This window comes from Blastococcus sp. LR1, assembly GCF_020166105.1.
GTDB lineage: Bacteria > Actinomycetota > Actinomycetes > Mycobacteriales > Geodermatophilaceae > Blastococcus.
Map to the genome: position 1 here is coordinate 56,241 of NZ_JAIUJY010000006.1, position 24,989 is coordinate 81,229.

The window sequence follows — 24,989 nt, forward strand, 5'->3', positions numbered from 1 at the left end:
AGTCGTACGTGCGTCCACCAGCGCATCCGAGCGGTCGACGCGCAGCGCGAACGAGAGGTGCAGACCCGGCTCGCACGCTTCAACCAAGCGGATCAGGACGCCGACCGGCACATCCCGCTCGCCACCGACGCACGCCTCTGAGCCCGGCGGCGTACGTCGTCTCTGACCTGCGACCGTCAGCCGGACGGCCAGTTCGGCAGGACCGCATGGACATGGCCGCCCCAGGCTGCTGGCTCCTCGTCGGGTCCCCTCTCCGGGGGCAAGGGACCGTCGTAGAACCACTCGGACGGCGGCGCACCTACCGCCCCGATCCCAAGGCACCAACCGCTCACTGTCCGGCGCCAGGCCCACCAAGACTGGCCGTCGGAGCCGACATCCATCTCAATCCCGTGTTCGGCAGGCAGTCCGTCTTTGATGAACTGCTGCTGAACCAGGGGCAGGATGTCGCTTCGGTAGTGGCCATAGCGGCGATGCGACATCGTTTGGCTGAGCCACAGCGACTTGAGGGCCAGTTTCGTGGCCACGAACTCGCGCCGGTCCCGACGGCGGCCCTGCTCGTCGACCTCGTCAGAGCCTGCCCACTTGGCCTCCCGTGCGGCCTGCCGTTTGTCTACTTCCGTGCGGACGAGGGGTTGCGCCCACTCGACCAAGGCTTGGAGCAGCACGAAAGCCTTCACGGAGTTGATCCGTGTGTCGTAGCCGAGTTCTCGGCCGTGCAGGGTGGCGTGCCTGCTTAGGGAGCCTTCGCTGGCTGTGTAGTCCATCCCGGCCGAGTAGAGGTCGCGGACAACTGGGAGAGACTCGTTCAGCGTGGCGATGGTCCGCTCGTCGACTACGTCAGCCTTTCGATCGTCCCTTCCTGAGAAGAACAATTTTCCGCCGGTCACGTCGGCTACCAGGCCCTCGATCTGAGCGAGCAAGATAGGTATGGACGCCTCGTATGCCCCGGCGCGATGGTGCTCGAATGCCTTGGTGAGCAGGCGGGATCGGCGGAAAAACAAGTCGTTGTAGTCGGTTTCCGGCCGCCCGAGCACGCTGATCTGCTGGATGGGTCGCCGCAGGCGGTGCTCGTTGTCCCATGCTTCGACAAGGACTTGCTCGGCTGCCTCTGGCCCATCGGAAGCAAGCACCTGGACGGCGCGGGCGTAGTCGCGCATGGGCATTGAGCCTGACGGCGCCCATCCGAGGGGGGCAAACACGCGTATGGCCTCTGCTCCCCCTCGGTGAAGGGCGGCGATCTGGGATCGCACCTTCGTAGCGTCGTCAAGGTTCACGCCGAGCGATCGCAGCACCCGCACCAGCCCGGGAATGCTGGTGACGGCATCGAACGCCTCAACCGACTCGCTAGTCCGCCCGCTGGGGTCGAGCGCTGCGGCAAGGCGCTGCTCCAGCGGTTTGGAGGGACCAGTTGATGCGTTGGATTCGGCGTTGCGCTTCTGCCGCCTCCGTTGTCTGCGACTGGGTTCTGGCTTGTTAGGACCGTGTCGATCGGTCACTTGCCTAGCGCCCCCATCCCATGCGTTCTCGGGCCATGGTTTGCCGCACGGTTCCTCGCCCGATCCTCGACTGGCGATGAGCGTTCGCTCGGCATCGCGTCACCGCTCCAGCGTTGCATCGGGATCGCCCGGGTCTGACTCCCGCGACGACGGGTGAGAACCTCAACGGCATGGTCAAACTCGGGCTCAATGGTCGAGTCGGCCTCCGGGTTCCAAGGGTGTAGCCCAGGCGCCCTGATCGCGGATTTCCTGGCGCAGAGCACGCACCTCGGCCATCAGCGCGTCCACGTGGGCGACCGTCGCCGCACGCTCGGTGGCGTTCTCGTCCCTGACCCGGTCCACCAACCAGGAGGCGAGGGTGGCGGTGACGATGCCGAGTAGTGCGATGCCCGCCACCATCAGGCCGACGGCGATGAAGCGGCCCCCGGTCGTTGTGGGGTATCGGTCTCCGTAGCCAACGGTCGTGATGGTGGTTACTGCCCACCACACGGCATCGCCGAGCGTCGTGATGTTGGCGTCCGGCGCGTTCCGCTCGGCGTCGAGCATGGCCAGGGCCGCGACCCCGGAGAGCAACGCCGTGGCCCCCACCACGTAGACAGCCACCCGCCCCCGGAGGGAGGCCCCCGCCCGGCGGTTCAGCGCCGTGATGACGGTGACGAGGCGCAGCAGCCGCAGGGGACGCAAGAGGGGCAGTGCGATGACCGCGAGGTCGTGCAGATGCCGGATGACGTAGCGCCGCCGGTCTTCTACCAAGGCCACCCGGGCGACGTAGTCGATAGCGAAGATCACCCAGGCGGCCCATGCGACCGCGACGCAGCCACTCCGGACGGTTGCCGGTAGGTCGGGTTCCAAGATGGGCCAGGCATAGGCGACCAGGAATGCCACAGCGGCCACCATGAGGGGCCATTCGGCGGCAGCATTCCACCGCTCCACCTGTGATGTCGTGGCCGTACCCTGAGCAGTCACAGTGCAGGAGTGTCGCAGGAACTGGGCCCGGCTCGCTGAGCGTGCGCCTCGTGGGGGGGCTGGCCCCGTGTGAACGCCTCCTGGACGTTCTGCTGGCTCACCTCCTTGGGGACGAAGGAATCCGGCCCGAAGCCGCCCCGTCGGCGGAACGAGCACTTGCGCGGCAGCCCGACCCGAACCTGGTTGCGCGTCGTGTCGGCTCGCGACAGACACCCGAACCGCCCAGGACAGCGCTGTCACTAACGCAACTAGTCGGTTGTCGCGGTTACCGTCCCTACGTGCCGCAACCGGCACGGTAGTTAAGAGCGGCAGGGGAGCGGTGGTGTAGTGACGCAGGTAGCGGAGTTCGGGGACAGGGTCGCCTTCGTCTGGTCGGTCGCAGTCAAGACGACCTCAACAAAGCCGTGTGACAGTGATGCAATCCGCCCGACCTGGGCTTGAGGTCCGATACGAGGGCGATAAGCGGCTGGTCAGCCTGAGTCAGGTGCTACCAAGCGGCGAGGAGCGGGTGATCGAGCACGACTACCCCGACGCCCTCACTCACCACTACAAGCCCACCGCGTCCGGTCAAGCCATCCCTCTCTACGTCGGCGGCCTCCGCTTCAGTGACGACGAGGAAGGCCACGACTGGCACGGCCGAGCCGAGATGGCGTGGTACCCCAGCCCGCGGGTGATGGTTGAGGCGAGCAGGCCGAACAGGGGTATTGAGGACTTTGTGGGTCTGCGCGCCTCCGGGAAGCGCGAGTGGGTCGAAATGCCGTCCATCAAACTGCCGGGCGAGGAGGTGCCGCTGCCGCCTCAACCAGACTCACTGTCCGAAGACTCCCGTCCGTCGGGGGTGAGCCGGAATGACCGGCTCACCCCTCAGACCCTGGGCAGTGGGACGGCGCTGAGCCGTGTCACCTTTCTCATCCCGAACGGCTGGGATGTGCCCAATGGATCCGGAGTATGTGACCCCGAGGACCTCGTTCGGACGTGGAATGGACGCCTCGAAGCGTTTCCATCCGGGTGGCGAATCACCATCGACCGTCGCCCCGAAGTGAACAAGCAGTTCCTTCGGCGACTCCGCGATGAGAACACGAGTGCTGTAACCCACATCGGTCAGATCGCGCGCGCCGACGGCTCCCTGTTCGACGTGGCAGACATCCAACTTCTACTCCAAGCACTGCGCCTTGCCTTCAGCCTCGCGGTAGGGCGGACAATCAACTTGCTGCTCCCGGTCGGCTGGTGGGGGGACCAAGCGGTTTGGACGCGCTGGGTAAGCCCGCACATCGACGGTGTGCTCAACACCGGCACATTCCTTGACCGGCACAAGGGCAACGAGCAGATGCGTGAACTCATCGAGCGCGTCGTTGACTACTGCCGAACGCCCGAGCGACTGGAAGTCATTCAGTACGCAACTTCCTACTACGTGACCGCTACGTACGACGTAGACGTCGAACTTGGCGTCGCATTGCCTATCTCGGGCTTGCAGTTGCTTGCATACAACCGGTTCGTTGAGGAACGGGGCACGCACACCCAGCGTCAGTGGGAGAATCTCAAGCCGACAGAGGCCCAGATCCGTCTGCTCCTGGACGATTGCCGCATGCGCACCAGCGTCCCGGCCTCTTATCCTCACCTTGCCGAAGTGAGCCGCAGGGCGCAGATGTCCGAGGGAACGCGCACAGCCCGTGATGCTCTGGGTTGCGTCATGTTGCTCCGCAACAAGATCATTCACCCGACGAGTACGAAGCCGGGCGCCTGGACCGCATACCAATGGGCCGAGGGGAAGGACTACGCCGCCCACTGCTTGCTACTCGCCATCCTCAACACCGTCGGCTATCGAGGCCAGCACCGGTCGGCCTGGGCAGACGACATATGGGAAGGCGTTACGGACCCCGTGCCGTGGGCAACCGCGACTGAGGGGCCGGAGTTCTAATCATCCCCGCCGGGCTCGGTATCGGTGTCGGGCAACTCAGGGCGAAGCCGGTCCGCGGCGGCGGCTAGCCGGGACAAGACCCATTCGGCCGGACGAAATCGTTCTCTCGAAGGGTGGGGAAGAAACCACCCCGTCCCGGGCCCCCGGTGTACGCGACGGCGTCTTCTGAAGCGCCGTACGAGCGATAGGGGCCGATAGTCTTCGTCTGCTTCTCGGGGTCGCCAGCGATGGTGTACCTCACCTCCATCTCCCACTCGTAGTTGGCGTTGCAAGACGTGACGTGCACCTGAAGCAACGCGAAGCGGCCTGGCCGCACAGTGAATGCTGATCCTGGGTCCTCAGTGGGGGTCCCCGTAACCACCTCGGGGTTGTCCCCGTCCCCAATCAATCCGAGGTCCTCGAAGGTGCCGTCATCGAGGTTGTAGTGGTAGGTCCGGTAAGTGTCCCCTCCTCCGCAGCCGCTTTCTGTGTCATAGATCCAAGTGGGGTCGGCTACCTGGCTCGACAGCCTTCGGGGCTTGACGTCAAAGACTTGGATTGCTTCGCCGTCGGAGGCGACGGAGATCGTCACGTACAGGGTCCCGGACTCCCACGATCCGCCGCCGGACTCCACGATGGTCGATCGGATGTCTTCCCTCGGGTCATCGGTGCTGGGCAAGTCGTCGATGCTCCGGGATGTAGCCACGCGGGTGGCCCCGTCGCATCCCTGCACCAGGGGCCATGTGCCCTCAACGGTCGGCTCGTTGTCCTCGCCGAAGACCGCCGAGTAGGCGGACTGGATCTTCAGGGGAAGGTCCAGGAGGACCGACAGAGGGGTCGCAACGAGCGCAAGCACGAGAATGGCAGCGACTACCGGATGGCTTTGAACCTTCGCCAGCCACCCACGAGGATCGTCACCGACTGCCATCGCATCCCCTAGTTCACGATCGGTCGAGACGGAGCAGTCTAGGTGTGGAGATGACTCCTGTGTCCCCGGTTGGCCCGCGGCGGTCAGGGACTACAGGTCCGCCACCTCACAGGGCTGGCGGTTCTCGGTCGCCGTCTCTACGCGAGGGATCCGGGTGAGGCGAGGCTGGCGCCAGAGTCGAGCCATTCCGCCAGTTCTCCAGCCGTTCGAGGCATGAACGTCGCCGCCTGTCGGTCGACCTTGGTGCTGACGACGGCGTTCCGCGCCGCCTTGTCGGTCAGCACCGCATCGCAGTACGGGACCGCAACGGCCAACGCGTCGATGTCGTGGATGTCGTTGGCCGTCCAGTTGTGCTGGTCGTTGCGGTGGTAGGCCGTCTTGATTGAGATGACGACGCTGTTCGACGGCATGCCATCGGCGAACGCGCGGATCGCCTCTCGGTCCGTGCCGAACAGGTCGTCGAGCGACATGCCGCGCTGCGCCACTGCCTCGTTCAGCGCCTCGGCCCACTCAAGAGCAAGTTCTCGGGCGCTGATGACATCTCTCAGCCGGCCTCGCCGCCACCTGGGCGCCGCGTCCAGGCGCGCTGCCTGCTCGCGCTCCTGCCGGGCACGCTGCTCGGAGAACTGCTGCACGAACTCCGGCTGATAGTCGCTGTTCGTAAGTCGGAGCGAGGCATCCTCGGCATCAGAGAGACCTTCCAACATGCGTCGCTCGAATGCGCGCAGCATTTCCTGGTACCAAGGCTGTTGCTCGAACTCGGAGGTCACGTCTCGGCCGTCGTAGCCCATCCGAAGGCCACCTCGTCGCCCGTAGGCCCACCCGACGGACCGTCCCAGCAGCGCCAGCGTGTCCACGGGGGAGGACAGGCCCTGGATACGGTCCAGCGCTGCCTCGATCTCCAGTCTCATGATCGACGGGCGGCCGAGCAGCACCCGGAACCCGGACAGTTCCTCCATCACCGATGCAACGTCCCGCCGCTGAGCAGGGTCAGCGATGCCGCTCATCTCCATGTAGTGCGTCGCAGACAGCGGAAACAGCGCAGTGCCCCTCAGCACCGCTCGCCGTGCCGCAAGCAACAACTCGGGATAACCAGCGGGCGTTGACAGTCCCTTCGCCACCCGCGCCAGGTTGATCCAGTCCTTCAGGTCCAGGTACACCGCCCGACGGCCCTCGAAGTTCCGTTCGATCTGCGGCGGCAACACCATCACTGAGCCCGACTGCTCGGACGCCACGATTCTCTCGCTTTCCCCTGGGGCCGGTTCGCAGGGCCTGACGCACGCCCGCAAGTTAGACGTGGCGTCCGACAGTCGCCGTCATCCAGGGCTCCCATGTCTCGCTCCCACCCGGCTTTGTCGGTGCCTCGGTCTAGACTCCTGCCACTGGCTTTGGCATCAGGTCTGCCGTCCGGACGCCGACAGCCACGCGCCAAGTAGCCATCGAGAGGGTTCGCGTTGCCCGCTGCTGGTGGCCCGCCCGGGCATGTGGGAGCACGGCGTAGTGCCGTGCTTGAAGCGTGGCTGCGGCATGAGCATCTGCCACCTGCTGAACGCGCCGAGCGGCTCGCAGGCGACGTGCACCTGGTCCAGCACCTCCGCCAGCAGGGCTTCCAAGGCGAGGACTGGGATTTCTTCGTCAACGAACTGGCCAGGTACGGCCTCGCCGTTGTCAGCGGCTGGATGCGCAGTGGCCTCATGGCCAGCAAGTGCGCCGAGAAGCGAATCGTCGCACCTGCTCTCCCCGACGCCGTCCGACAAGACCCAGAGGCCATCGACGAGATCGCCACAGAGACCGTGGCCGAGGCCATCGTTCACTTCCGAGACGAAGTCCTCGTCCCAGGCGTCTGGGACCCCGCCAAGGGTGCTGCGCTGAAGACCTTTTTCATCGGACAGTGCATGAAGCGGTACGCCAACGTTGCCCGGCGCTGGCTCAACCACGACCTGCGGCCCAGCACCGAAGTCGTGACACACGAACGGGACGTGTTAGACCGCGGGCGGGTCACCGGGGTAGAGGATGACGTCCTGCGAAGCCTCACCGCTCAACGCATCCTCGAAGGAGTCGACAACCCACGAGCAGCCCGCGCGCTCGTCATGGACGCCCTCGGATACAGCAACGCGGAGATAGCCATAGACCTTGGAACCACGCCCGACGGCGCGAGCAGCCTCATCAAGAGGGCGCGAGCCGCGATCCGAAGACAACACAGCACCCCAGAAGGCGGAACCGCATGAACAAGATCCAACGGCAGGTGGCCAAGTCGTCCTTCGGGTCCAAGGCAGCCACCGCAGCGCGAGCCAGCGTGAGCAGCACCCAGGCAGCCCGCGTGGTGAACCGGGCTGCCCAGATCCGGACAGAAAAAAGTCAGGACAAGCGCGCCCCGAAATAGACCCACCGCGACATACAGCCAGTTGGCGACCCCAACGGGAAGCCGACGGGCGGGCCGCTACAACGACCCGACCCGGACCCGAGGTCTATGACCCGCTGGCTCAGGCGACTGGCCGTCCGTGTCGTAGGGGAGATCGTTGGCCACTCACCTGGAGTGGCCCTCCACCTCGGGAAGTGTTCCGAGGAGGAACTCATGGCAAGGTCTGTAAATCGCAGCGCCGGTACGGGGCGGTTCGTCAGCAAGGCTGCTGCTGCCAGGTGGCCCGGAAAGACGACGACCGAGCGGGTCGGGAGCGGAACCGGCAACAGCCGGACGGTGAACCGCTCCGCCTCGTCTGGGCGGTTCGTCACCGGCGCAACCGCCAAGCGCAACCCCGGCGGCACGATCCAGCAGCAGGTCTGACGCCCTGGCCTGACAGCAGCGGGTGGGAACGCCGCATGTTCCCACCCGCTGCTCAGGCCGAAACTACGGGCTCAACCGGTGTCGAGCACCGTCACCGAGTCGTGAGATTCGGAGTGACAGTCGGATGAGATTCGACAGCTGATCACCAGCTAGCCCGTACGACACCGGCGCCCCGGTCCCACCTCGTGTGGGGCCGGGGCGCCGTTCGTCATGTGGGCGCCGGGGAGCTCAAGTACGAGGTCCGAGCGGCCGATCATGCCTCTGACCTGCGAACTCGAGGAGCCGACCATGCCCTGTCCGCACGATGCCTGGCGTACCTGTCGCAACTGTCTGGCCGACCTGAACCACGCCGACTGGATCCATGACGACGCGGTGCGTCGGCAGAAGGCGGCTCGCCGGGACAGGGAGCGGGAGCAGGAGTACCGCGAGCGGTCCTGGGCCAAGGAGCGGGACAGGCGAGAGAGCCAGTTCCGGGCGCAGCAGGAGGAGCGTCGACTCGAGCGCGAGGACGCGGACTTCCGTCGCCAGAACGGCGGCAAGTCCTTGAGCGAGGTGGCGGGTGAGTACCGGGCAGCCGAGCGGACCCGACTGAACGCCCAGCGCGCCGCGCTCCCGTTCAACCTGTACTGGTACGAGCGGGTGGCGGCCGTCGGGGTAGGGGTGCTGGTCGTTCTGATCGTGCTCAGCGAGCTGCCGAACTGGTTGCTCTTGCTGGGCATCGTCGCCGGCGTCGTGGCGATCACTCGCTACCGGGCGCGGCCTTTCCGGTCGCTCGCGGGATGGGTTCGCGGGTTCGTCTCGGGAACGGCCGCAACAGGCCGGGCGAAGGCCCCGAACCCTTCCCGACCCGGAGCCGCACCGCGCCCGTGAATCCACAGGACTCGAGGTGCGGTCGGTCAGCCGGTTCGGCGGCTCCCTGACCTAGCCTTCCGGCGATGAAGCAACTGCTGCGGTTCGCCTGGATCGAGGCGCAGTGCTGCCTGTTCGCCGTCCTCTTCTTCGCCGGCCTGGCGCTGGTCCGGGTCGTGCCTCTGCCGGTCAACGCGGCTGACGCCCTGCTGATCTGGTCCCTCGGCGTCACGCTGGTGCTCTGGCTCGTCCGCTGGGAGACCGGCCGCGAGGTCGCCGTCATCTTCGGGTTCCACCTCGTCGGCCTGGCGCTGGAGCTCTACAAGGTCCAGCAGGGCTCGTGGTCCTACCCCGACATCGGCTGGGCGACGGTCGGTGGCGTTCCGCTGTACAGCGGCTTCATGTACGCAGCCGTCGGCAGCTACGTCTGCCAGGCCTGGCGCCGGTTCGACCTGCGGATCACCAACTTCCGCGCGCGCAGCACCGCGGCGGTGGCTGCGCTGATCTACCTGAACTTCTTCACCCACCACGTGACCTGGGACGTGCGGGTGCCGCTGGCGCTCGCGCTGCTCGCCGTCACCTGGCGCACCTGGGTGCACTTCACGGTGGGGGAGCGGCGCTACGCGATGCCACTGGCGCTCTCCTTCGTCCTCATCGGTTTCTTCCTCTGGATCGCCGAGAACGCCGCCACCCTGCTCCGCGCCTGGCAGTACCCCGACCAGGAGTCGGTCTGGACGCTCGTCCACGTCGCCAAGTTCGGCTCGTGGGCGCTCCTTGTCGTCGTGAGCATCGTGCTGGTCGCGGGGGTCAAGGCCTACGAGGGGCGCCTCTACGGCACCGTCGAGGACCGCACGGTGACCCGCGGCGGCCGCCAGGGGCGCCCCGTCCCCGCGGCGGAGGAGCCGATCACGGTCCGCTGATGTGAGATCACCCGGGGCGGTGGACGGCGGGTGGGGGGCCGTGCGCATCCTGGGGGGGTGATCCGCGCGCGTGAATGGCTGGCCGAACCCTGGATCCAGCGAGGGGTGCGCGCAGCGCTGGCCGCGGGGCTGGCCTGGCAGGCCGCCGTCTTCCTGCCGGCGCCCATGTCGAACTACGCCTACTACGCCGCCCTCGGCGCGGTCATCGCCGTGCACCCCACCGTCGCGGACTCCGCGTCGGCGGCCTGGCGCACGGTGCTGGCGATCCTGCTCGGGTTCACCCTCGCCGTGGTCATCCACGAGGCGACCATCGCCGTCCCGGCCGCGGTCACCATCGCCCTCGTCGTCGGCGCGGCCGTCGTCGTGGAGCAGTGGCGGGTGCTGCGCGAGCACGCCAGCTGGGTGAGCTTCGCGGCGGTGCTGATGTTCACCGTGGGCGCGGACGACCCGGCCGGCTACGCCGTCAACTACGCGGGGCTCACGCTGCTGGGCGCGGCCATCGGCGTCCTGGTGACCACAGTGCTCTTCCCCCCGCTGCAGCTCACCGTCGCCGTCCGGCGCATCGCGGCGGCCCGCGGGCTCCTGGCCCGGCACCTGCGGGGCATGGCCGACGGGCTGCGCAACGGCGAGGTGCCCTCACCAGGGGAGTGGGAGGGGCGGGGCCGGGAGCTGGGGGCCGCCCTGGACCGCATGCGCGCGGCGGAGAACGTCGTCGCGCGCGCCCGCCGGGCCAACCCGCGGGCCCGGAAGTGGGTGGGCACCGCCGACCGGATCCGCGAGCAGTCCCGCGCGCTGGACCGGGTCGCCGTCCTCGTCGACGACCTCACGACGCTCGTCGTCGAGTTCCAGCCGCACCGCCGCGGCATCGACCGGATCGACGGCGGCACCGGCTGGGTGCTCGCCGACGCCCTGGACTCGCTCGGCAGCGTGGTGTGCAACCCGTACCCGACGCGGCTCCAGGAGGGTGATCCCGACGACCGAGAGGCGGCCATCGAGGCAGCGGAGGCGGCCCTGCACCGGCTGACCACCCTGCTCCGGAGCTCCGACGTCGCCGATGACGAGGGGTTCTTCGCGCTCGGCGCCGTCACCGTCGGTATGCACCGCGCCCTGGACACGCTGAGGGACCGCGAACGCACACCGCTGCCCGCCTGAGCGGGAGAGTGTCATCCGGAGAGGTGACATCACGTTTTTCCAGCCCGAGGGAGGAGCACTCAGCACGTCGACCCATCCGCGCGGGTCCCCATCGGCCGTCCCGGACCGACCTCTCGTCGGCAGGACCAGCCCGCACCAACACGATCGGAGGGGCGCCCCCGGGCGCCGCACTCGCCTGTGACCATCACACAACCCGCACCTGCCGGCCGCGACGGCGCCGGGTCCACCGACGCCCTCGTCGGCACCGGACCGGGCACCGACGAGCACCCGGCCATCGCCGCCCCACCGGCACCCGCTGACGGCAAGGGTGCCCTCGACCGCGTGGTCTTCGCGATCGCCGCCGTCGTCGCCCTCGCCTTCGTCGCCTGGGGCTTCCTGTCGCCCACCGGCCTGGGCTCGGCGAGCGGCAGCGCCCTGGTCTGGGTCGAGAAGAACCTCGGCTGGCTGTTCGTGACCCTCGCCTCGGCGTTCGTCGTCTTCGTCCTGTGGCTGGCCGCGAGCAAGTACGGCCGCATCCCGCTCGGCCGCGACGACGAGGAGCCGGAGTTCCGGACGGTCTCCTGGATCGCGATGATGTTCAGCGCCGGCATGGGTATCGGCCTGATGTTCTACGGCGTGGCCGAGCCGCTGGCCCACTACGTCTCGCCGCCCCCGCGGTCCGTGGACGCCGAGACCCCCGAGGCCGTCCAGACGGCGATGGCGACGACGCTCTTCCACTGGACGCTGCACCCGTGGGCGATCTACGCCGTAGTGGGCCTCGCGATCGCCTACGGCACCTTCCGGCGCGGCCGCAAGCAGCTGATCAGCGCGGCCTTCGAGCCGCTGTTCGGCAAGCGTCGCACCGAGGGCCCGGCCGGCAAGCTGATCGACGTCCTCGCCATCTTCGCCACCCTGTTCGGCTCGGCGGCCTCGCTCGGCCTGGGTGCGCTGCAGATCGGCAGCGGGCTGGAGATCCTCGGCTGGGCCGGTGACGTCGGCAACGGGCTGCTGGTCGCGATCATCGCCATCCTGACCGCCGCCTTCGTCGCCTCCGCCGTGTCCGGCATCGCCAAGGGCATCCAGTGGCTGTCCAACATCAACATGGTGCTGGCCGTCGTCCTGGCCCTGTTCGTGTTCGTGGTCGGCCCGACGGTGCTGATCCTCAACCTGATCCCCGGCGCGGTCGGCGGCTACTTCTCCGACCTCGCCGCCATGGCCGCCCGCACCGAGGCCAGCGGCGGCGACGCCATGGCCGAGTGGCTGCGCGGCTGGACCGTCTTCTACTGGGCCTGGTGGGTGTCCTGGACGCCGTTCGTCGGCGTCTTCATCGCCCGGATCAGCCGCGGCCGCACCATCCGCCAGTTCGTCACCGGTGTCCTCCTCGTGCCGAGCGTCGTGACCCTCATGTGGTTCGCCATCTTCGGTGGGGCCGGCATCGCCGCCCAGCAGGACGGCGTCGACGTCGCCGGTCAGGCGACCTCGGAGGGGCAGCTGTTCGGCGTCCTCGAGCAGTTCCCGCTGTCCACCGTGATGACCGTGCTGGTCATGGTCCTGGTCGCGATCTTCTTCGTGTCCGGCGCCGACGCCGCCTCGATCGTCATGGGTTCGCTGTCGGAGCGGGGAACGCTCTCGCCGAGCCGCCCGACGGTGATCTTCTGGGGCATCGTCATGGGCGCCGTCGCGGCGGTGATGCTGCTGGTCGGCGGCGACGAGGCGCTCTCCGGCCTGCAGAACATCACGATCGTCGCGGCCCTGCCGTTCGCGCTGGTGATGGTGGGGCTGGCGATCGCGCTGGCCAAGGACGTGCGGTCGGACCCGATGGTCCTGCGCCGCACCTTCGCCACCGAGGCGGTCGAGCACGCCGTCGTGGAGGGCATCTCCAAGCACGGCGAGGACTTCGTGCTGGTGGTCGAGGCCGCCGGTGAGTCCGACGAGCACTCCGCGACGCGGGTGCGCACCGAGCCGGACGGCACGTCGCCCACCCGGTAGACCGCACGCACCGACGGCCCCCATGACCTGGTCATGGGGGCCGTCGTCGTGTCAGCGCTTCCTGCCCTCGCGGAACAGCGCCAGCGCCTTCTCGATCCGCCGCTGCCGCGTCTCCGGGGTCTTCGCGCCGGTGACGGAGTCGACGTGAAAGCGCTGCAGGCTGTTCGACAGTGCGGCGAAGAAGGTGCCGGCCTGCGGATCGGCGGCGAGGGCCGCGGCCAGGTCCTCGGGGACGTCGACCTCGCGCGGGGTGTCGGCGACGGTGAGGGTGACGCGGACCGGGTCTCCGCCGGCGAGCCCGGTGGCCTTCCGGACGGCGGCGCTGACGCTGAGCATCGACCGGCCGCCCATCACGCCCGGGGTGGTCCGGTACTCGTAGCCGGCCAGGTCGACCAGCACCGGCGGTCGCCTGCCCGCACCCAGCTGCTCGAGGATCTCCTCCGGCACCTCGATGCCGGTGTTGTTGCCGACGGCGGTCACCGTCGTCTCGAAGGTGGCGCTCCTGGGCTCGGTCATGGGTCCTCCCGTCCGGTCGGGGCAGTGTGCCTCAGCAGGAGGCGACAGACGTCACAGCCTCAGGTGCTCAGGTCACGGTGGCGTCACGCCGATGCTGTGTGCGGCCACCCGCTGCACCCACACCGTTCCGCTCAGTGACGAGCGTTCGAACTCCGGTATGTGGATCTCCCACCGGTGGCCGTGACCACCGCAGGCACCATCCGATCGGAATCCCGCTCCACCATGTCCGCCGCGCTCGGCGTTGTCGCGTCCACCCTCAGCATCGCTCTCGTCTGGCCCCAGGTCTGGCTCTCCTGCCGGCACGGCCGCACCCTCGGGATGTCGCCCACCAGCACCTGGCTGGCCGTCGCCCTCAACTTCTGCTGGCTCACCTTCGGGCTGCTCACCGGCGATCCCGCCCAGATCGTCACCAACACCGTCGTCGGCGCGGCCAACACCGCGCTGCTCCTCGCGCTGCTGCTCACCCAGCCGCAGCTGCGCTCGCGCCGCGCGCTGGCGCGTACGGCGTCCGGGGCGCTGTGCCTCGTCGCGTTCGCCGCGGGCAGCGCCGCGTTCGTCGTCCTCCTCGGCGCCGACCCGGCCGCGCTCGCCGGCCCGCTCGTCGCCACGGCCTCGCTGGTCGGTGCGGCGGCGTGCCTTCCGCAGCCGCTGAGCCTGCTGCGCGACCGCACGCAGGACGTCTCCGGTCTCTCGCCGGCACGCTGGATCCTGGGGGCGGGATCGTGCGCCGCGTGGATGGGCTACGGCCTCTCCCTCGGTCAGACGGAGGTGTGGCTGTCGGCCGCCGTCGGCCTGGTCTGCGCGCTCGTGGTGTGCGGTGTCCTCTTCCGGCCCGCCGGTCAGGTCGCCCAGGTGGTGGAGCTCGGACGCCGGGTCCCCGCACGCCTCTCCGCCGTCGCCGCCTGAGGTCCGTCCGGGGAGCTGTACCGCGCGGCGCATGGCGGCCAGTGCTGCGGTGAAGTCCTCCGGCTTGCCGGGCTGCGACGGCAGATCCACAGCAAGCCGACGGTGCAGGCACAGGCCGGCCACAGCCGCGCGACCGACTCTCGACCCCGACGGCTGGGGGAGATCCCGGCCCTGGAGAAGGAGTGCTCGTGCGCAGGAAGCTGATCATCGCCACCACGGCCGGAGTGCTCGGCCTGTCGGGTCTCGCCGTCGCCGTGCCCGCCCTGGCGGCTCCCGGCGACTCCGGCGGCGGGTCCGCGGTCGAGCGGATCACCGACGCCCTGTCCGGGCTGGTCGACGACGGGTCGCTCACCCAGGACCAGGCCGACGAGGTCGCGACCACGCTGAGCGAGGCGGGGGTCGGGCGCGGTGGGCCCCACGGCGGCGGGCCCGGGCTGGAGGCCGCCGCGACCGCGCTCGGCATGACCGAGGACGAGCTGCGCTCCGCCCTGGAGCCCGACGGCACCACGCTCGCCGACGTCGCCGAGGACGAGGGGGTGCCGGTCGACGATCTCGTCGCCGCGCTCGTGGCGGCCGAGCGGGAGCGGACGGCGCAGGCGGTCGAGGCCGGCCGGCTTCCCCAGGACGAGGCGGACGAGCGACTGGCCGACGTCGAGGAGCGGGTGACCGAGCGGGTGAACTCCGACGCGCCGGCGCGCGGGCACGGCGGGCACCCGGGCGGGCGCGGGCCGGGGAACTGACCGGATCGCGGGTGCCGCCGGCCGAGCAGGGCGGCGGCACCGCGCGAGGCGTCGTAGCCTGCCGCCATGCCGCCGCAGCTCCTCGAGATCCGTTCCGCCCACGACGTGCCGGTGACCGTCTACCGGTGGGATCCGGCCGGCCCGCCGCGCGGCATCGTGCAACTGGCCCACGGGATGGGGGAGCACCTGCTGCGCTACGAGGCGCTGGCGGCGAACCTCACCGACGCCGGGTTCGTCGTCGTCGGCCAGGACCACCGCGGGCACGGCGCGACCGCGCAGGACGGGCACCAGGGCGAGCTGGGCGAGGGCGGCTGGGACGAGCTGGTCCGCGATATCGGCCGGGTGAGCGAGCTGGTGCGCGCCGACCACCCCGACCTGCCGCTGGTGCTGCTCGGGCACAGCATGGGGTCCTTCGCCGCCCAGCAGTACGTGCTCGACGCCAGCCGCGAGCTCGCCGGGCTGGTCCTCAGCGGCACGACCACCCTGGACCTGCTGGAGCCCGCGCTCGACCTCGACGGGCCGACCGACCTGTCGGCGTTCAACGCGCCGTTCGCGCCGGCCCGCACCGACTACGACTGGCTCTCCCGCGACGAGGCGCAGGTCGACGCCTACGTCGCCGACCCCCGCTGCGGATTCGGGCTGTCCGCGCCCGACAACAAGCAGATGTTCGTCTCCGCCCGGCAGATGGCCGATCCGGAGCGGCTCCGCGGGCTCCGCACCGACCTGCCGGTCTACGTGGTCGTCGGCGACGCCGATCCGCTGAACGGACAGCTCACCCTGGTGCACGCCCTCGTCCAGCGGCTGCAGGAGAACGGACTGACCGATGTGACGCTCCAGTCCTACGAGGGGGCCCGGCACGAGGTCTTCAACGAGACCAACCGGGCCGAGGTCGTCGCCGACCTGATCGCGTGGCTGGACCGGGTCGTACCGGGGAGCCGGGCATGAGCGAGAGCCCGTACGCGATCCCGGCCGAGGAGCTGCTGACGCCGGTGGCCGCCGCCGACCAGGTGGAGGGCCAGGCGCTGCCGGAGGTTCCCGCGACCGGGTGGTCGGGGGACCCGCTGCGTCACGCCGACGGAGGGGCCGGCGACGCTGACGGCGACTGAGCCCATCCGTTCCGCGTCATCGCCGACCGGCGACGGCGGAACTCCTCGACCGGCACGCTGGTCACCCCGGCCAGTCGCAGCGAGACCACGCGCCCGGTCGCGTCCCGCCGCACCGGCACCGGCTCACCGGAGGCGCCGAAGCCGGGCTGCGGCGCGACGAGCAGGGTGTCGCCGTCGACGATCTGCAGCTCCTCGACCGTGGGCAGCGGATCGGGCGCGGTGGGCCGCAGGAGCACGAGCCGGCCGCCGAGCTCGGCGACGTCCAGCAGACCCCACAGGCTGGCGAACCGCCCCGTGAAGGATGCCGGGTCCGCACCGGGCGGCGGGGAGGGGAGCTCCGCGCGCGGGGTCAGGGCGACGTCGACCAGCTTCACCAGGCCGACGGCGAGGTCGTGCGCGGGACCGTCGATCGCGTTGGTCAGCACGGTGACCACGAGCTGCCTCACCGGGTCGACCAGCGTCAGGGTGATGTGCCCGGGGAAGCCGCCGCTGTGGCCGACCAGCTCCCGGTCGCCGACGGTCTGCAGGATCATGCCGAGGCCGTACCGGCCGACCTCGGTGCCGTAGGCGGTGACCACCGACTCCAGCCGCTGCATCAGCCGCTTCGAGTCGTCGGTCAGCAGCCGCTCGTCGCCGAGCACGTGCGCGGCGCCGTAGGCGGAGAGCTCCTCGGCGGTGGAGAAGAAGCCGGTGGCCGCGGCCATCGCGCGGGTGTCGACGTGCTCGATCGTCTCCCGGGAGTCCTCGCCCGTCAGCAGCCCGGTGTGCCCGGTCGCGTACTCGTCGGCGCGCGCGGGGTCGAACTCCGGTCCGGTCCGGGTCAGCCCCAGCGGCGCGAGGACCGCGGCGCGGCAGTGCTCGGCGAAGGAGGTGCCCGTCACCGCCTCGATCGCCAGACCGAGGAGCGCGTAGCCGACGTTGGAGTACTTGAAGTGCTCGTTGCGCGCGTGCACCGTGCCGGCCCGGCGCACGAGGTCGACCAGTCCGGCGCGGTCGGGGAACGGGATCCCGAGCTGCCAGAAGTCGGCGTCCTCGCCGTCGCGGATCACCCCGGCCTGATGGCCGAGCAGCTCGCGCAGCGTGGCCCGACCGGCGGGCGCGCCGGCCAGCTCCGGGACGTGCTGCGCGATCGGGTCGTCCAGTCGCAGCCCGCCGGCCTCGACCAGCTGGAGGACGGCGGTGGCGGTGAAGGTCTTGGAGTGCGAGGCGATGCGGAACAGGTGCTGGGTGGTCAGCGGCGCACCGGTGCCGACGTCGGCGACGCCGATCGCGGCCGACAGCACCAGCTCGCCGCCGGAGCGGATCGCCACCTGCACGCCCGGGACCCGGCGGTGCGCGGCCTGCGCCTCGACCCAGGAGCGGAGGTAGTCGGCCGCAGCGCGGACGGTCGCCGTCTGCGTCGCGAGTCGGTCGGTCGTCACCGGCCCGGAGGCAGGGCCTGGTCGTTGCGCTTGACCCAGCCGATCGCGGCGGTGCCCGCGAAGAACAGGACCCCGACCACGGCCAGCCAGAACAGCCCCTTCACCACCGCGCCGATCACGGTCACGACGAGCCACACGACGAGCAGGAGTCCGATCAGGCGCCACATGGCTCCACCGTAGGCCTGGCCGCTAGCAGCCCACGCCGGTGAGGTCGTCGTCGCGGACCGCGCCGTCGGCGGTGGTCACCGAGTACCCGGAGCAGAAGTAGAAGGACAGGTTCTCGTCCCGCTCCAGCACGATCGGCCGCCAGGTGCCGGTGGCGTCCGGCTCGAGGTACGAGAGCCGCGTGCCGAGCAGCACGTCGTCGGCGGTCGCGTCGTGCTGCAGGTACTTCGCCAGCCAGGCCTGGGTGTAGACGCTGGAGACCGCCTGTCCGTAGCGGGAGGCCGGGAGGACCAGGGGGATGTCGGTGTACTCGAGGTGGGTCGAGGCGCGCGGCACGACGACCATCGAGTCCACGCCCTCGGCGGTCCAGGCGTCGTAGCCGGTGGCGAGCTCCCGGCGCGGATCGGGCGCCTCCGTGGGCGAGCCGGCTCCGGCGTCGTCGAACAGCCCGGAGTTGGCGAAGTAGGGCGCCACGGTGAACCCGTACTCCGACTGCAGTCCGAGCGCCGGAACGACCGGACGGGACTCCCCGAGGGCGTCGAACTCGTCCTCGCCGCGGATCGACGCCGCCGCCTGCAGCTTGTCCAGCGCGACGACGGTCTGGATCCGCTCGTCGATGCCCTGGAGGTAGGAGACGGCGAGCGCGCCGAGCGAGTGCCCCACGACGGCCAGCCGGGTGGTGCGGCCCGGCGTCACCGACTCGGGGTCGGGGGAGCGGTCGAAGGCGGCGTGCAGCGGGTTGAAGGCGTCGACCGGCGCGCTGCCGGCCGACGGGTTCGCGTAGGGCTGATCTGGGGTGGAGAGGAAGAAGTCGATGGCGTCCTGGGTGCCGTAGACGAAGTTCGACGTCTGCTGGAACGGCACACCCGGGCAGCCGGTCTCCTCGCCGGCGAGGGGGGCCGCGCCGAACGAGCAGAACGGGAGGTCGGCGGGGTCGCCCTGGTGCGGAAAGGTCTCGCTCCGGCCCTGCCCCTGCACGTCGTAGGTGAGGACGACGTAGCCGCGCTCGGCGAGGTCCTGGGCCAGCCACCAGTACATCCGCTCGCTGCCCTGCACCGAGCCGGTGGTGAGGACGACGCCGGGGAAGGGGCCCTCCAGCGCCTCGCCGGTGTACGGGTCGGTGGCGCCCGGGAGCGGGGAGAAGACGTCGCCCTGGATGAGCGCGCCGTACCGGTTCGTGAACTGCACCGGGGTGATCTCGCCGCGGGTGCCGTCCCAGTCCGCGCGGTAGGGGTTTCCGCTGTTCCAGCCCGGCACGAGCAGGCCGGGGGTGAGCGCCGGCCTGTTGGGGCGGGCGGCCTGCGCCAGCAGATCGCCGGCGTGCTGCGGCGTCGTCGCCTCCACCAGGGCGGGCAGGTAACCGGGGGAGAGCTGCCCGTCGGGCGCTGTCTGCCGGCCGTAGGCGTCGGCGATGTTCTGCGCGTCCCGCGCCAGGGCCCCGGGCGACCCGGGAGCGGGGTCGCCGGGTGCGGCGGAGGCGCCGGAGGCGCTGCCGACGACGACGGCCACGGCGGCGCCGAGGGCGAGTGCGGCACGGGGGAGGGGGCGGCGCATGCGAACTCCTCGACGATGAGGGCGGGCTGTGCCGTGTTCCAACGAGCCGCCACGGATCCGGTTACCGGTCGACACAGGTACTGCGGCGAGTGCGGTCGGCGACGAGGATCGGCTCATGCCCTACGCAGCAGCCGACGACCGCTACGACTCGATGAGCTACCGGCGCACCGGGCGCAGCGGCCTGGACCTTCCCGTCATCAGCCTCGGGCTCTGGCACAACTTCGGCGACGACGTCCCCCTCGACCGGCAGCGGGCCATCCTGCGGCGGGCCTTCGACGTCGGGGTCACCCACTTCGACCTGGCCAACAACTACGGCCCGCCCCACGGCAGCGCCGAGACCAACTTCGGCCGGCACCTGGCCGACGACTTCCGCCCCTACCGGGACGAGCTGGTGATCAGCACCAAGGCCGGCTACGACATGTGGCCCGGCCCCTACGGCCAGGGTGGTGGCTCCCGGAAGTACCTGCTGTCCAGCCTGGACCAGTCGCTCACCCGGATGGGCCTGGAGTACGTCGACATCTTCTACTCCCACCGCCCCGACCCGACGACGCCGCTCGAGGAGACGATGGGGGCGCTGGACACCGCCGTCCGCTCGGGGAAGGCGCTCTACGCCGGCATCTCCTCCTACTCGCCGGAGGACACCGTCAAGGCCGCAGCGATCCTGGCCGGCCTCGGGACGCCGCTGCTGATCCACCAGCCGTCGTACTCGATGCTCAACCGCTGGATCGAGACCGAGGGGCTGCTCGACACGCTCGCCGACGTCGGTGCCGGGTGCATCGCGTTCTCCCCGCTGGCCCAGGGGATGCTCACCGACAAGTACCTCGGCGGCGTGCCGGAGGGGTCACGGGCCAGTCAGGGCAAGTCGCTGTCGACCGACTTCCTCAGCGAGGAGGCCCTCGGCCACGTGCGCGCGCTGGACGAGATCGCGACCGGCCGCGGGCAGAGCCTGGCGCAGATGGCGCTGGCCTGGGCGCTGCGCGACGAGCGGGTGACCACGGTGCTGGTGGGGGCGAGCAGCGTCGGCCAGCTGGAGCAGAACGTCGGCGCGCTGGCGAACCTCGACTTCTCCGCGGACGAGCTGGCCGCCATCGACCAGCACGCCGTCGACAGCGGGATCGACCTCTGGGAGGCGCCGCGGACCGCCTGACCAGCGGCCTCTCGACCGGTGCGCGCCCGTGATCCGTGTCACGATCACGGGCGCAGCAGCGTTCCCGCGCGTTTTCCGGGTTCGGAGACGAGAAAGTCCGGTCGTCGCCGTGACCGGGACGCGGCGGAGCCGTTGGTGCTACCGACGCGCCCTCCGGTGCGTCAGTCCTTCAGAGACGAGGGAGCACGCGTGGCCGACGACCAGGACCAGCCGAACATCCTCCAGCGCCTCATCCAGTGGCGCGTGGGTGCCGCGATGGAGCCGCACCCGCCGAACGAGACGGTGATGAAGCTCCAGCAGCCGCTCTGGGACCTGCTGGAGAAGTACTACTTCCGGGTCGAGGTCGACGGCTGGGAGCGGGTGCCCGACCGCACCTGCCTGGCGATCGGGGTGCACTCCGGTGGCGCGCTGACCATGGACGCCTGGACGCTGGTGAACGCCTGGCAGAAGCACTTCGAGGGCAAGCGGACCCTGCACGGCACCGCGCACGACGTGCTCCTGGCCGCGCCCGGCCTCGGCGACTACTTCCGGGCGGTCGGCGTGATCGCCGCGAACCGGAAGAGCGTGGGAGCAGCGCTGGAGCGGGGTGAGGACGTCGTCGTCTGGCCCGGCGGCGAGGTCGACGCGATGCGCAGCTGGTGGAAGCGCGACGTCGCCACCCTGGGCGGGCGCACCGGCTTCGTGAAGCAGGCCATCCGCTCCGGCGTCCCGATCCTGCCGGTGGCGACCGTCGGCGGGCACGACACCGTGTTCGTGCTGTCCGAGGGCAAGTGGCTGGCCAACGCCCTCGACAAGGTCACCGGGCTCAAGAAGACGCTGCGCGGCGCGAACCTGCCGATCATCGCGGGTTTCCCGTTCCCGATCGCCGTGGAGATCCTCCCGGCGCACGTGCCGCTGCCGGCCAAGATCCGCACCGAGATCCTGGACCCGATCGAGGTCGACACCGATCCCGAGCGCGCCGACGACAAGGCCTACGTGCAGAAGATCTACGACGAGGTGGAGTCGGTCATCCAGGCCGGCATGGACCGGCTGGCGGCCAAGCGGACCCTCCCGGTGCTCGGCTGAGGCAGGGTGGGGCCATGACAGCGCGCTACGAGTACAAGGTCGAGGAGCTCCGCGAGGGGCTCGTGGGCGGCAAGATGTCCGGGGGCAAGCTGGAGAAGGTGCTCAACCAGCACGCCCGCGAGGGCTGGCAGCTCAAGGCGATCACCTCGGTCGAGGTGAAGGGGCGCATCGGGCCCGGCGGGGTGGAGGGCGTGCTCGTCACCTTCGAGCGCCCGGTCGCGTGAGGGTGGAGGTTCTCGACGACGAGCGCTGGGTCGCCGAGCACCCGGAGGGCCTCCCCGTCGACCAGGCCTTCGCGCTCTTCGACGCCTTCCGGCCGCTGCCCGCAGGAGAGATGACCGGCCGGTGGCGGGGGAGCGGTCTGCCCACCGGCTCGCCGCTCGACGGCCTGCTGGAGTCCTACGGCTGGTACGGCAAGGAGTTCCTCGACGCCGAGACGGTGCACCCGCTGCTCTTTCAGACCCGTTCCGGTCCGAAGCCGGTGGATCCGGCGCTGATCCCGATGGGCGTGCTGCGGGACCGGCCGGGTCTGGCGCACTCGCGGGTGGCCCGCGCCGCGTTCGGCGCCGTCCGCCCGCTGCTGACGACGTCGCGCCCCCGCGCGCGGCTGCGCGAGATCGAGCACCGCGGCGTGGTGACCGCGGCGATGGTCTACGACGCGCTGCCGATCATCGACGTCTTCCGCAGGGTCAGCAGCCGGACCGTGCTGGGGCTGATGGATCTGCGCGGGCTGCCCGACCCGTTCTTCTTCGTGCTCAGGCGGGAGAGCTGACCCCGAGCTCGGCCAGCAGGCCCCGCACCCGGCGCTCGATCTCGTCGCGGATCGGCCGGACCGATGCCACGCCCTTGCCGGCCGGGTCCTCCAGGGCCCAGTCCAGGTAGCGCTTCCCCGGGAAGATCGGGCAGGCGTCGCCGCAGCCCATGGTGATGACGACGTCGGAGGCCTCGACCGCATCGGTGGTGAGCACCTTGGGCCGCTGGTCGGAGATGTCGATGCCCACCTCGGCCATCGCCTCGACCGCGGCCGGGTTGACCTGGTCACCGGGAACGGAGCCGGCCGAGCGCACCTCGACGGCGTCGCCGGCCAGGTGCCGCAGCCAGCCGGCGGCCATCTGCGAGCGGCCGGCGTTGTGCACGCAGACGAACAGGACGCTGGGGGTGTCGGACACTGGTTGCCTCTCGGTCGGGGTCACGCGGGGGTGGGCTGCAGCTCGGCGAGCAGCGCGCGGACCCGGGTGTCGATGTCGTCGCGGATGGCCCGCACCTCGCCGACGCTGAGTCCTGCGGGGTCGCGCACCTGCCAGTCGAGGTAGCGCTTGCCCGGGTACACCGGGCAGGCGTCGCCGCAGCCCATGGTCACCACGACGTCCGCGGCACGGACGACGTCGTCGGTCAGCGGCTTGGGGAACTCCACCGCCAGATCGATCCCGACCTCCGCCATGACCTGCGCGACGGCGTCGTCGATGGCGGGGGCGGGTTGCGACCCGGCCGAGCGCACGTGCACCCGGCCGGCACCGTGCAGCTGCAGGAGGCCGGCGGCCATCTGCGAGCGGCCGGCGTTCTGCACGCACACGAAGAGCACCTCGCAGACGTCGCTGCTCAGCGCACCCTTCGCCTGCGCCAGCGCGGTGAGCCTCTCGGTGGTGAAGTGGCCGGCGAGGACCGGCAGGTGGGCGGTGACCTTCGCCGTCCGGCCCAGCGCCGTGTAGGACTCGAAGACGTAGCGGTCGATCGTCTCGCGGGCGAAGACGCCGGCGAAGCGGGCCGCGAGGTCGTCGGCCAGGCGGTGCAGCGACGCCTCCGGGGTGAGCAGGCCGGGCAGCGGCTTCTCGGTGGTCATCGGGCGCTCCGGACGGTCGCGGGGACGGTCGGGTCGCCGGGGAACCAGCGGCGAGCCGCCCAGAGGGAGACGTAGACCAGTGCCACGAGCACCGGGACCTCGATCAGCGGACCGACGACGCCGGCCAGAGCTTGGCCGCTGGTGACGCCGAAGGTGCCGATGGCGACGGCGATGGCCAGCTCGAAGTTGTTGCCTGCGGCGGTGAAGGCCAGCGTGGCCGTCTTCGCGTAGCCGAGCCGCAGCCGCATGCCGAGCAGGAAGGAGCCGCCGAACATCAGCGCGAAGTAGGCCAGCAGCGGCAACGCGATGCGGGCGACGTCCCAGGGGTTCGAGGTGATGGCGTCACCCTGGAGGGCGAAGAGCATGACGATGGTGAACAGCAGGCCGTAGAGCGCGACCGGGCCGATGCGGGGGAGGAAGCGCTCCTCGTACCAGGCTCGGCCACGGCGGCGCTCGCCGAGGGTCCGGGTGAGGAAGCCCGCGACCAGCGGGATGCCGAGGAAGACCAGCACGGACACGACGATCGCCCAGAAGCTGAAGTCCGCCGACGTCGTCGACAGGCCGAGCCAGCCGGGCAGCACCTGCAGGTAGAACCAGCCGAGGGCGGCGAACGCGACGATCTGGAACACCGAGTTGATCGCGACCAGCACGGCACCCGCCTCGCGGTCGCCGCAGGACAGGTCGTTCCAGATCAGCACCATCGCGATGCAGCGCGCCAGGCCCACGATGATCAGGCCGGTCCGGTACTCGGGGAGGTCGGGCAGGAGCAGCCAGGCGAGGGCGAACATGAGCGCCGGTCCGAGCACCCAGTTGAGCACCAGGCTCGCGCCGAGGAGCTTCCGGTCGCCGGTGACCCGGTCGAGCTCGGAGTACCGGACCTTCGCCAGCACCGGGTACATCATCAGCAGCAACCCGATCGCGATCGGCAGGCTCACGTTGCCCACCTCGACCGCGGACAGGGCGTCGTCCAGACCCGGTACCCAGCGGCCCAGAGCAAGGCCGAGCGCCATCGCGGCGATGATCCAGACCGGCAGGAACCGGTCGAGCACGGAGAGCTTCTGCATGACCGGCGCGTCGGGAGCGACGTCGGTGCGTGCGGTCTCGCGGACGGCGTCGCTCATGCCGGCACCGCGGTGGTGAACAGGGTGGCGACGGCGTCGAGCGCGGCCGGACGGACGGAGTAGTGCACCCACACCCCGCGCTTCTCCCGGTCGAGCAGCCCGGCGGTGTGCAGCACCTTGAGGTGGTGGCTGATCGTGGCCTGCGTGAGGTCGAAGGCGTCGTTGAGGTCGCAGACGCAGGCCTCGCCGCCGGCGCTGGCAGCGATGAGGCTGACCAGCCGGAGGCGGACCGGGTCCGCGAGGGCCTTGAGGAGCGGGGCGACCTGCTCCGCCTGCTCGGCGGACATCGGCGTGCCGGTCAATGGGGTGCAACAGGCCAGAGAAGGCTCGCTCATGGGTCTCTCCTCGCGTGGGACATCGTCGTCCATCGTAACGACAGTCATCGTATTGACAACTATCGATGGCAGGTGTTCATTCTCCGTTAAGACATCGATGTCCGTCGATGTC

26 protein-coding genes are annotated in these 24,989 nt (G+C 70.2%); 14 read left to right on the top strand and 12 right to left on the bottom strand.

The window, feature by feature from the left end:
- Positions 1–176: 176 nt before the first annotated feature.
- Together LBW97_RS17130 and LBW97_RS17135 are read right to left on the bottom strand one after the other, a co-directional pair.
- A complete protein-coding gene (locus LBW97_RS17130; RefSeq protein WP_224500567.1) occupies positions 177–1,157 on the bottom strand; it encodes a hypothetical protein in 981 nt (326 codons plus the stop codon).
- Between the two features lie 525 nt (positions 1,158–1,682).
- Positions 1,683–2,381 carry a potassium channel family protein gene (locus LBW97_RS17135; protein WP_224500568.1) on the bottom strand — a complete coding sequence of 233 codons (699 nt, stop codon included), beginning with the start codon at positions 2,379–2,381 and terminating at the stop codon, positions 1,683–1,685.
- 589 nt (positions 2,382–2,970) lie between these two features.
- Here LBW97_RS17135 and LBW97_RS17140 point away from each other — a divergent pair.
- Positions 2,971–4,380 (top strand): hypothetical protein, encoded by a 1,410-nt coding sequence (locus tag LBW97_RS17140; RefSeq protein WP_224500569.1) that lies wholly within the window; start codon positions 2,971–2,973, stop codon positions 4,378–4,380.
- Positions 4,381–4,444: 64 nt separating this feature from the next.
- Here LBW97_RS17140 and LBW97_RS17145 read toward each other — a convergent pair whose 3' ends face one another.
- Both LBW97_RS17145 and LBW97_RS17150 read right to left on the bottom strand, forming a co-directional pair.
- Complete coding sequence (locus LBW97_RS17145; protein ID WP_224500570.1) at positions 4,445–5,287, bottom strand: hypothetical protein; 843 nt, start codon at positions 5,285–5,287, stop codon at positions 4,445–4,447.
- A gap of 137 nt (positions 5,288–5,424) precedes the next feature.
- Positions 5,425–6,522, bottom strand: coding sequence for a hypothetical protein (locus tag LBW97_RS17150; RefSeq protein WP_224500571.1), 1,098 nt, complete (start codon positions 6,520–6,522; stop codon positions 5,425–5,427).
- A gap of 270 nt (positions 6,523–6,792) precedes the next feature.
- On the opposite strand from LBW97_RS17150, the gene LBW97_RS17155 reads away from it, so the two are divergent.
- The 5 genes from LBW97_RS17155 to LBW97_RS17175 all read left to right on the top strand — a co-directional run bounded on the left by LBW97_RS17155 (position 6,793) and on the right by LBW97_RS17175 (position 12,961).
- Complete coding sequence (locus tag LBW97_RS17155) at positions 6,793–7,515, top strand: hypothetical protein (RefSeq protein ID WP_224500572.1); 723 nt, start codon at positions 6,793–6,795, stop codon at positions 7,513–7,515.
- A gap of 845 nt (positions 7,516–8,360) precedes the next feature.
- Positions 8,361–8,942 (top strand): hypothetical protein, encoded by a 582-nt coding sequence (locus LBW97_RS17160; protein WP_224500573.1) that lies wholly within the window; start codon positions 8,361–8,363, stop codon positions 8,940–8,942.
- 65 nt (positions 8,943–9,007) lie between these two features.
- On the top strand, positions 9,008–9,841 hold the full coding sequence (locus LBW97_RS17165) for a DUF817 domain-containing protein (RefSeq protein WP_224500574.1): 834 nt from the start codon (positions 9,008–9,010) through the stop codon (positions 9,839–9,841).
- 57 nt (positions 9,842–9,898) lie between these two features.
- Positions 9,899–10,993, top strand: coding sequence for an aromatic acid exporter family protein (locus LBW97_RS17170; protein WP_224500575.1), 1,095 nt, complete (start codon positions 9,899–9,901; stop codon positions 10,991–10,993).
- Positions 10,994–11,170: 177 nt separating this feature from the next.
- On the top strand, positions 11,171–12,961 hold the full coding sequence (locus LBW97_RS17175) for a BCCT family transporter (protein ID WP_224500576.1): 1,791 nt from the start codon (positions 11,171–11,173) through the stop codon (positions 12,959–12,961).
- A 51-nt stretch (positions 12,962–13,012) separates the two neighbouring features.
- On the opposite strand, the gene LBW97_RS17180 is transcribed toward LBW97_RS17175, so the two are convergent.
- Entirely contained in the window at positions 13,013–13,477 is a 465-nt protein-coding gene (locus LBW97_RS17180; RefSeq protein ID WP_224500577.1) for a YdeI/OmpD-associated family protein, read from the bottom strand.
- A 222-nt stretch (positions 13,478–13,699) separates the two neighbouring features.
- Here LBW97_RS17180 and LBW97_RS17185 point away from each other — a divergent pair, with 222 nt between their 5' ends.
- The 4 genes from LBW97_RS17185 to LBW97_RS17200 all read left to right on the top strand — a co-directional run bounded on the left by LBW97_RS17185 (position 13,700) and on the right by LBW97_RS17200 (position 16,229).
- On the top strand, positions 13,700–14,383 hold the full coding sequence (locus LBW97_RS17185) for a SemiSWEET transporter (RefSeq protein WP_224500578.1): 684 nt from the start codon (positions 13,700–13,702) through the stop codon (positions 14,381–14,383).
- Between the two features lie 188 nt (positions 14,384–14,571).
- Positions 14,572–15,123: a hypothetical protein gene (locus LBW97_RS17190; RefSeq protein ID WP_224500579.1), complete on the top strand. Its 552-nt coding sequence runs from the start codon at positions 14,572–14,574 to the stop codon at positions 15,121–15,123.
- Positions 15,124–15,189: 66 nt separating this feature from the next.
- A complete protein-coding gene (locus LBW97_RS17195; protein WP_224500580.1) occupies positions 15,190–16,068 on the top strand; it encodes an alpha/beta fold hydrolase in 879 nt (292 codons plus the stop codon).
- A complete protein-coding gene (locus LBW97_RS17200; RefSeq protein WP_224500581.1) occupies positions 16,065–16,229 on the top strand; it encodes a hypothetical protein in 165 nt (54 codons plus the stop codon). The genes LBW97_RS17195 and LBW97_RS17200 overlap by 4 nt, the downstream gene beginning before the upstream one ends.
- Here LBW97_RS17200 and LBW97_RS17205 read toward each other — a convergent pair.
- The 3 genes from LBW97_RS17205 to LBW97_RS17215 are packed head-to-tail and all read right to left on the bottom strand — an operon-like array spanning position 16,190 to position 19,369.
- The gene (locus LBW97_RS17205) at positions 16,190–17,650 is read right to left on the bottom strand and encodes a serine hydrolase (RefSeq protein ID WP_224500582.1); all 1,461 of its coding nucleotides are present in this window, start codon (positions 17,648–17,650) and stop codon (positions 16,190–16,192) included. The two genes, LBW97_RS17200 and LBW97_RS17205, sit on opposite strands and share 40 nt — an antisense overlap.
- A complete protein-coding gene (locus tag LBW97_RS17210; protein ID WP_224500583.1) occupies positions 17,647–17,817 on the bottom strand; it encodes a hypothetical protein in 171 nt (56 codons plus the stop codon). The genes LBW97_RS17205 and LBW97_RS17210 overlap by 4 nt, the downstream gene beginning before the upstream one ends.
- Before the next feature lie 22 nt (positions 17,818–17,839).
- On the bottom strand, positions 17,840–19,369 hold the full coding sequence (locus LBW97_RS17215) for a hypothetical protein (RefSeq protein WP_224500584.1): 1,530 nt from the start codon (positions 19,367–19,369) through the stop codon (positions 17,840–17,842).
- A 115-nt stretch (positions 19,370–19,484) separates the two neighbouring features.
- On the opposite strand from LBW97_RS17215, the gene mgrA reads away from it, so the two are divergent.
- The 4 genes from mgrA to LBW97_RS17235 all read left to right on the top strand — a co-directional run bounded on the left by mgrA (position 19,485) and on the right by LBW97_RS17235 (position 22,353).
- On the top strand, positions 19,485–20,516 hold the full coding sequence (gene mgrA, locus LBW97_RS17220; RefSeq protein ID WP_224500585.1) for an L-glyceraldehyde 3-phosphate reductase: 1,032 nt from the start codon (positions 19,485–19,487) through the stop codon (positions 20,514–20,516).
- Between the two features lie 189 nt (positions 20,517–20,705).
- Positions 20,706–21,581, top strand: coding sequence for a lysophospholipid acyltransferase family protein (locus tag LBW97_RS17225; protein ID WP_224500586.1), 876 nt, complete (start codon positions 20,706–20,708; stop codon positions 21,579–21,581).
- A 14-nt stretch (positions 21,582–21,595) separates the two neighbouring features.
- Positions 21,596–21,805 (top strand): DUF4177 domain-containing protein, encoded by a 210-nt coding sequence (locus LBW97_RS17230; RefSeq protein WP_224500587.1) that lies wholly within the window; start codon positions 21,596–21,598, stop codon positions 21,803–21,805.
- Positions 21,802–22,353, top strand: a complete 552-nt coding sequence (locus tag LBW97_RS17235; protein ID WP_224500588.1) for a DUF4334 domain-containing protein — start codon at positions 21,802–21,804, stop codon at positions 22,351–22,353. Before LBW97_RS17230 ends, LBW97_RS17235 begins: the two co-directional genes overlap by 4 nt.
- Here the strand turns inward: LBW97_RS17235 and LBW97_RS17240 are convergent.
- Genes LBW97_RS17240 through LBW97_RS17255 form a run of 4 tightly spaced genes read right to left on the bottom strand, consistent with a single transcriptional unit; the run spans position 22,337 to position 24,877 of the window.
- Positions 22,337–22,750: an arsenate reductase ArsC gene (locus LBW97_RS17240; protein ID WP_224500589.1), complete on the bottom strand. Its 414-nt coding sequence runs from the start codon at positions 22,748–22,750 to the stop codon at positions 22,337–22,339. The genes LBW97_RS17235 and LBW97_RS17240 overlap by 17 nt on opposite strands.
- Before the next feature lie 20 nt (positions 22,751–22,770).
- Positions 22,771–23,421: a three-helix bundle dimerization domain-containing protein gene (locus tag LBW97_RS17245; RefSeq protein ID WP_224500590.1), complete on the bottom strand. Its 651-nt coding sequence runs from the start codon at positions 23,419–23,421 to the stop codon at positions 22,771–22,773.
- Entirely contained in the window at positions 23,418–24,542 is a 1,125-nt protein-coding gene (gene arsB, locus LBW97_RS17250) for an ACR3 family arsenite efflux transporter (protein ID WP_304505470.1), read from the bottom strand. The genes LBW97_RS17245 and arsB overlap by 4 nt, the downstream gene beginning before the upstream one ends.
- Complete coding sequence (locus LBW97_RS17255; RefSeq protein ID WP_224500591.1) at positions 24,539–24,877, bottom strand: metalloregulator ArsR/SmtB family transcription factor; 339 nt, start codon at positions 24,875–24,877, stop codon at positions 24,539–24,541. Before LBW97_RS17255 ends, arsB begins: the two co-directional genes overlap by 4 nt.
- Positions 24,878–24,989: the final 112 nt, after the last annotated feature.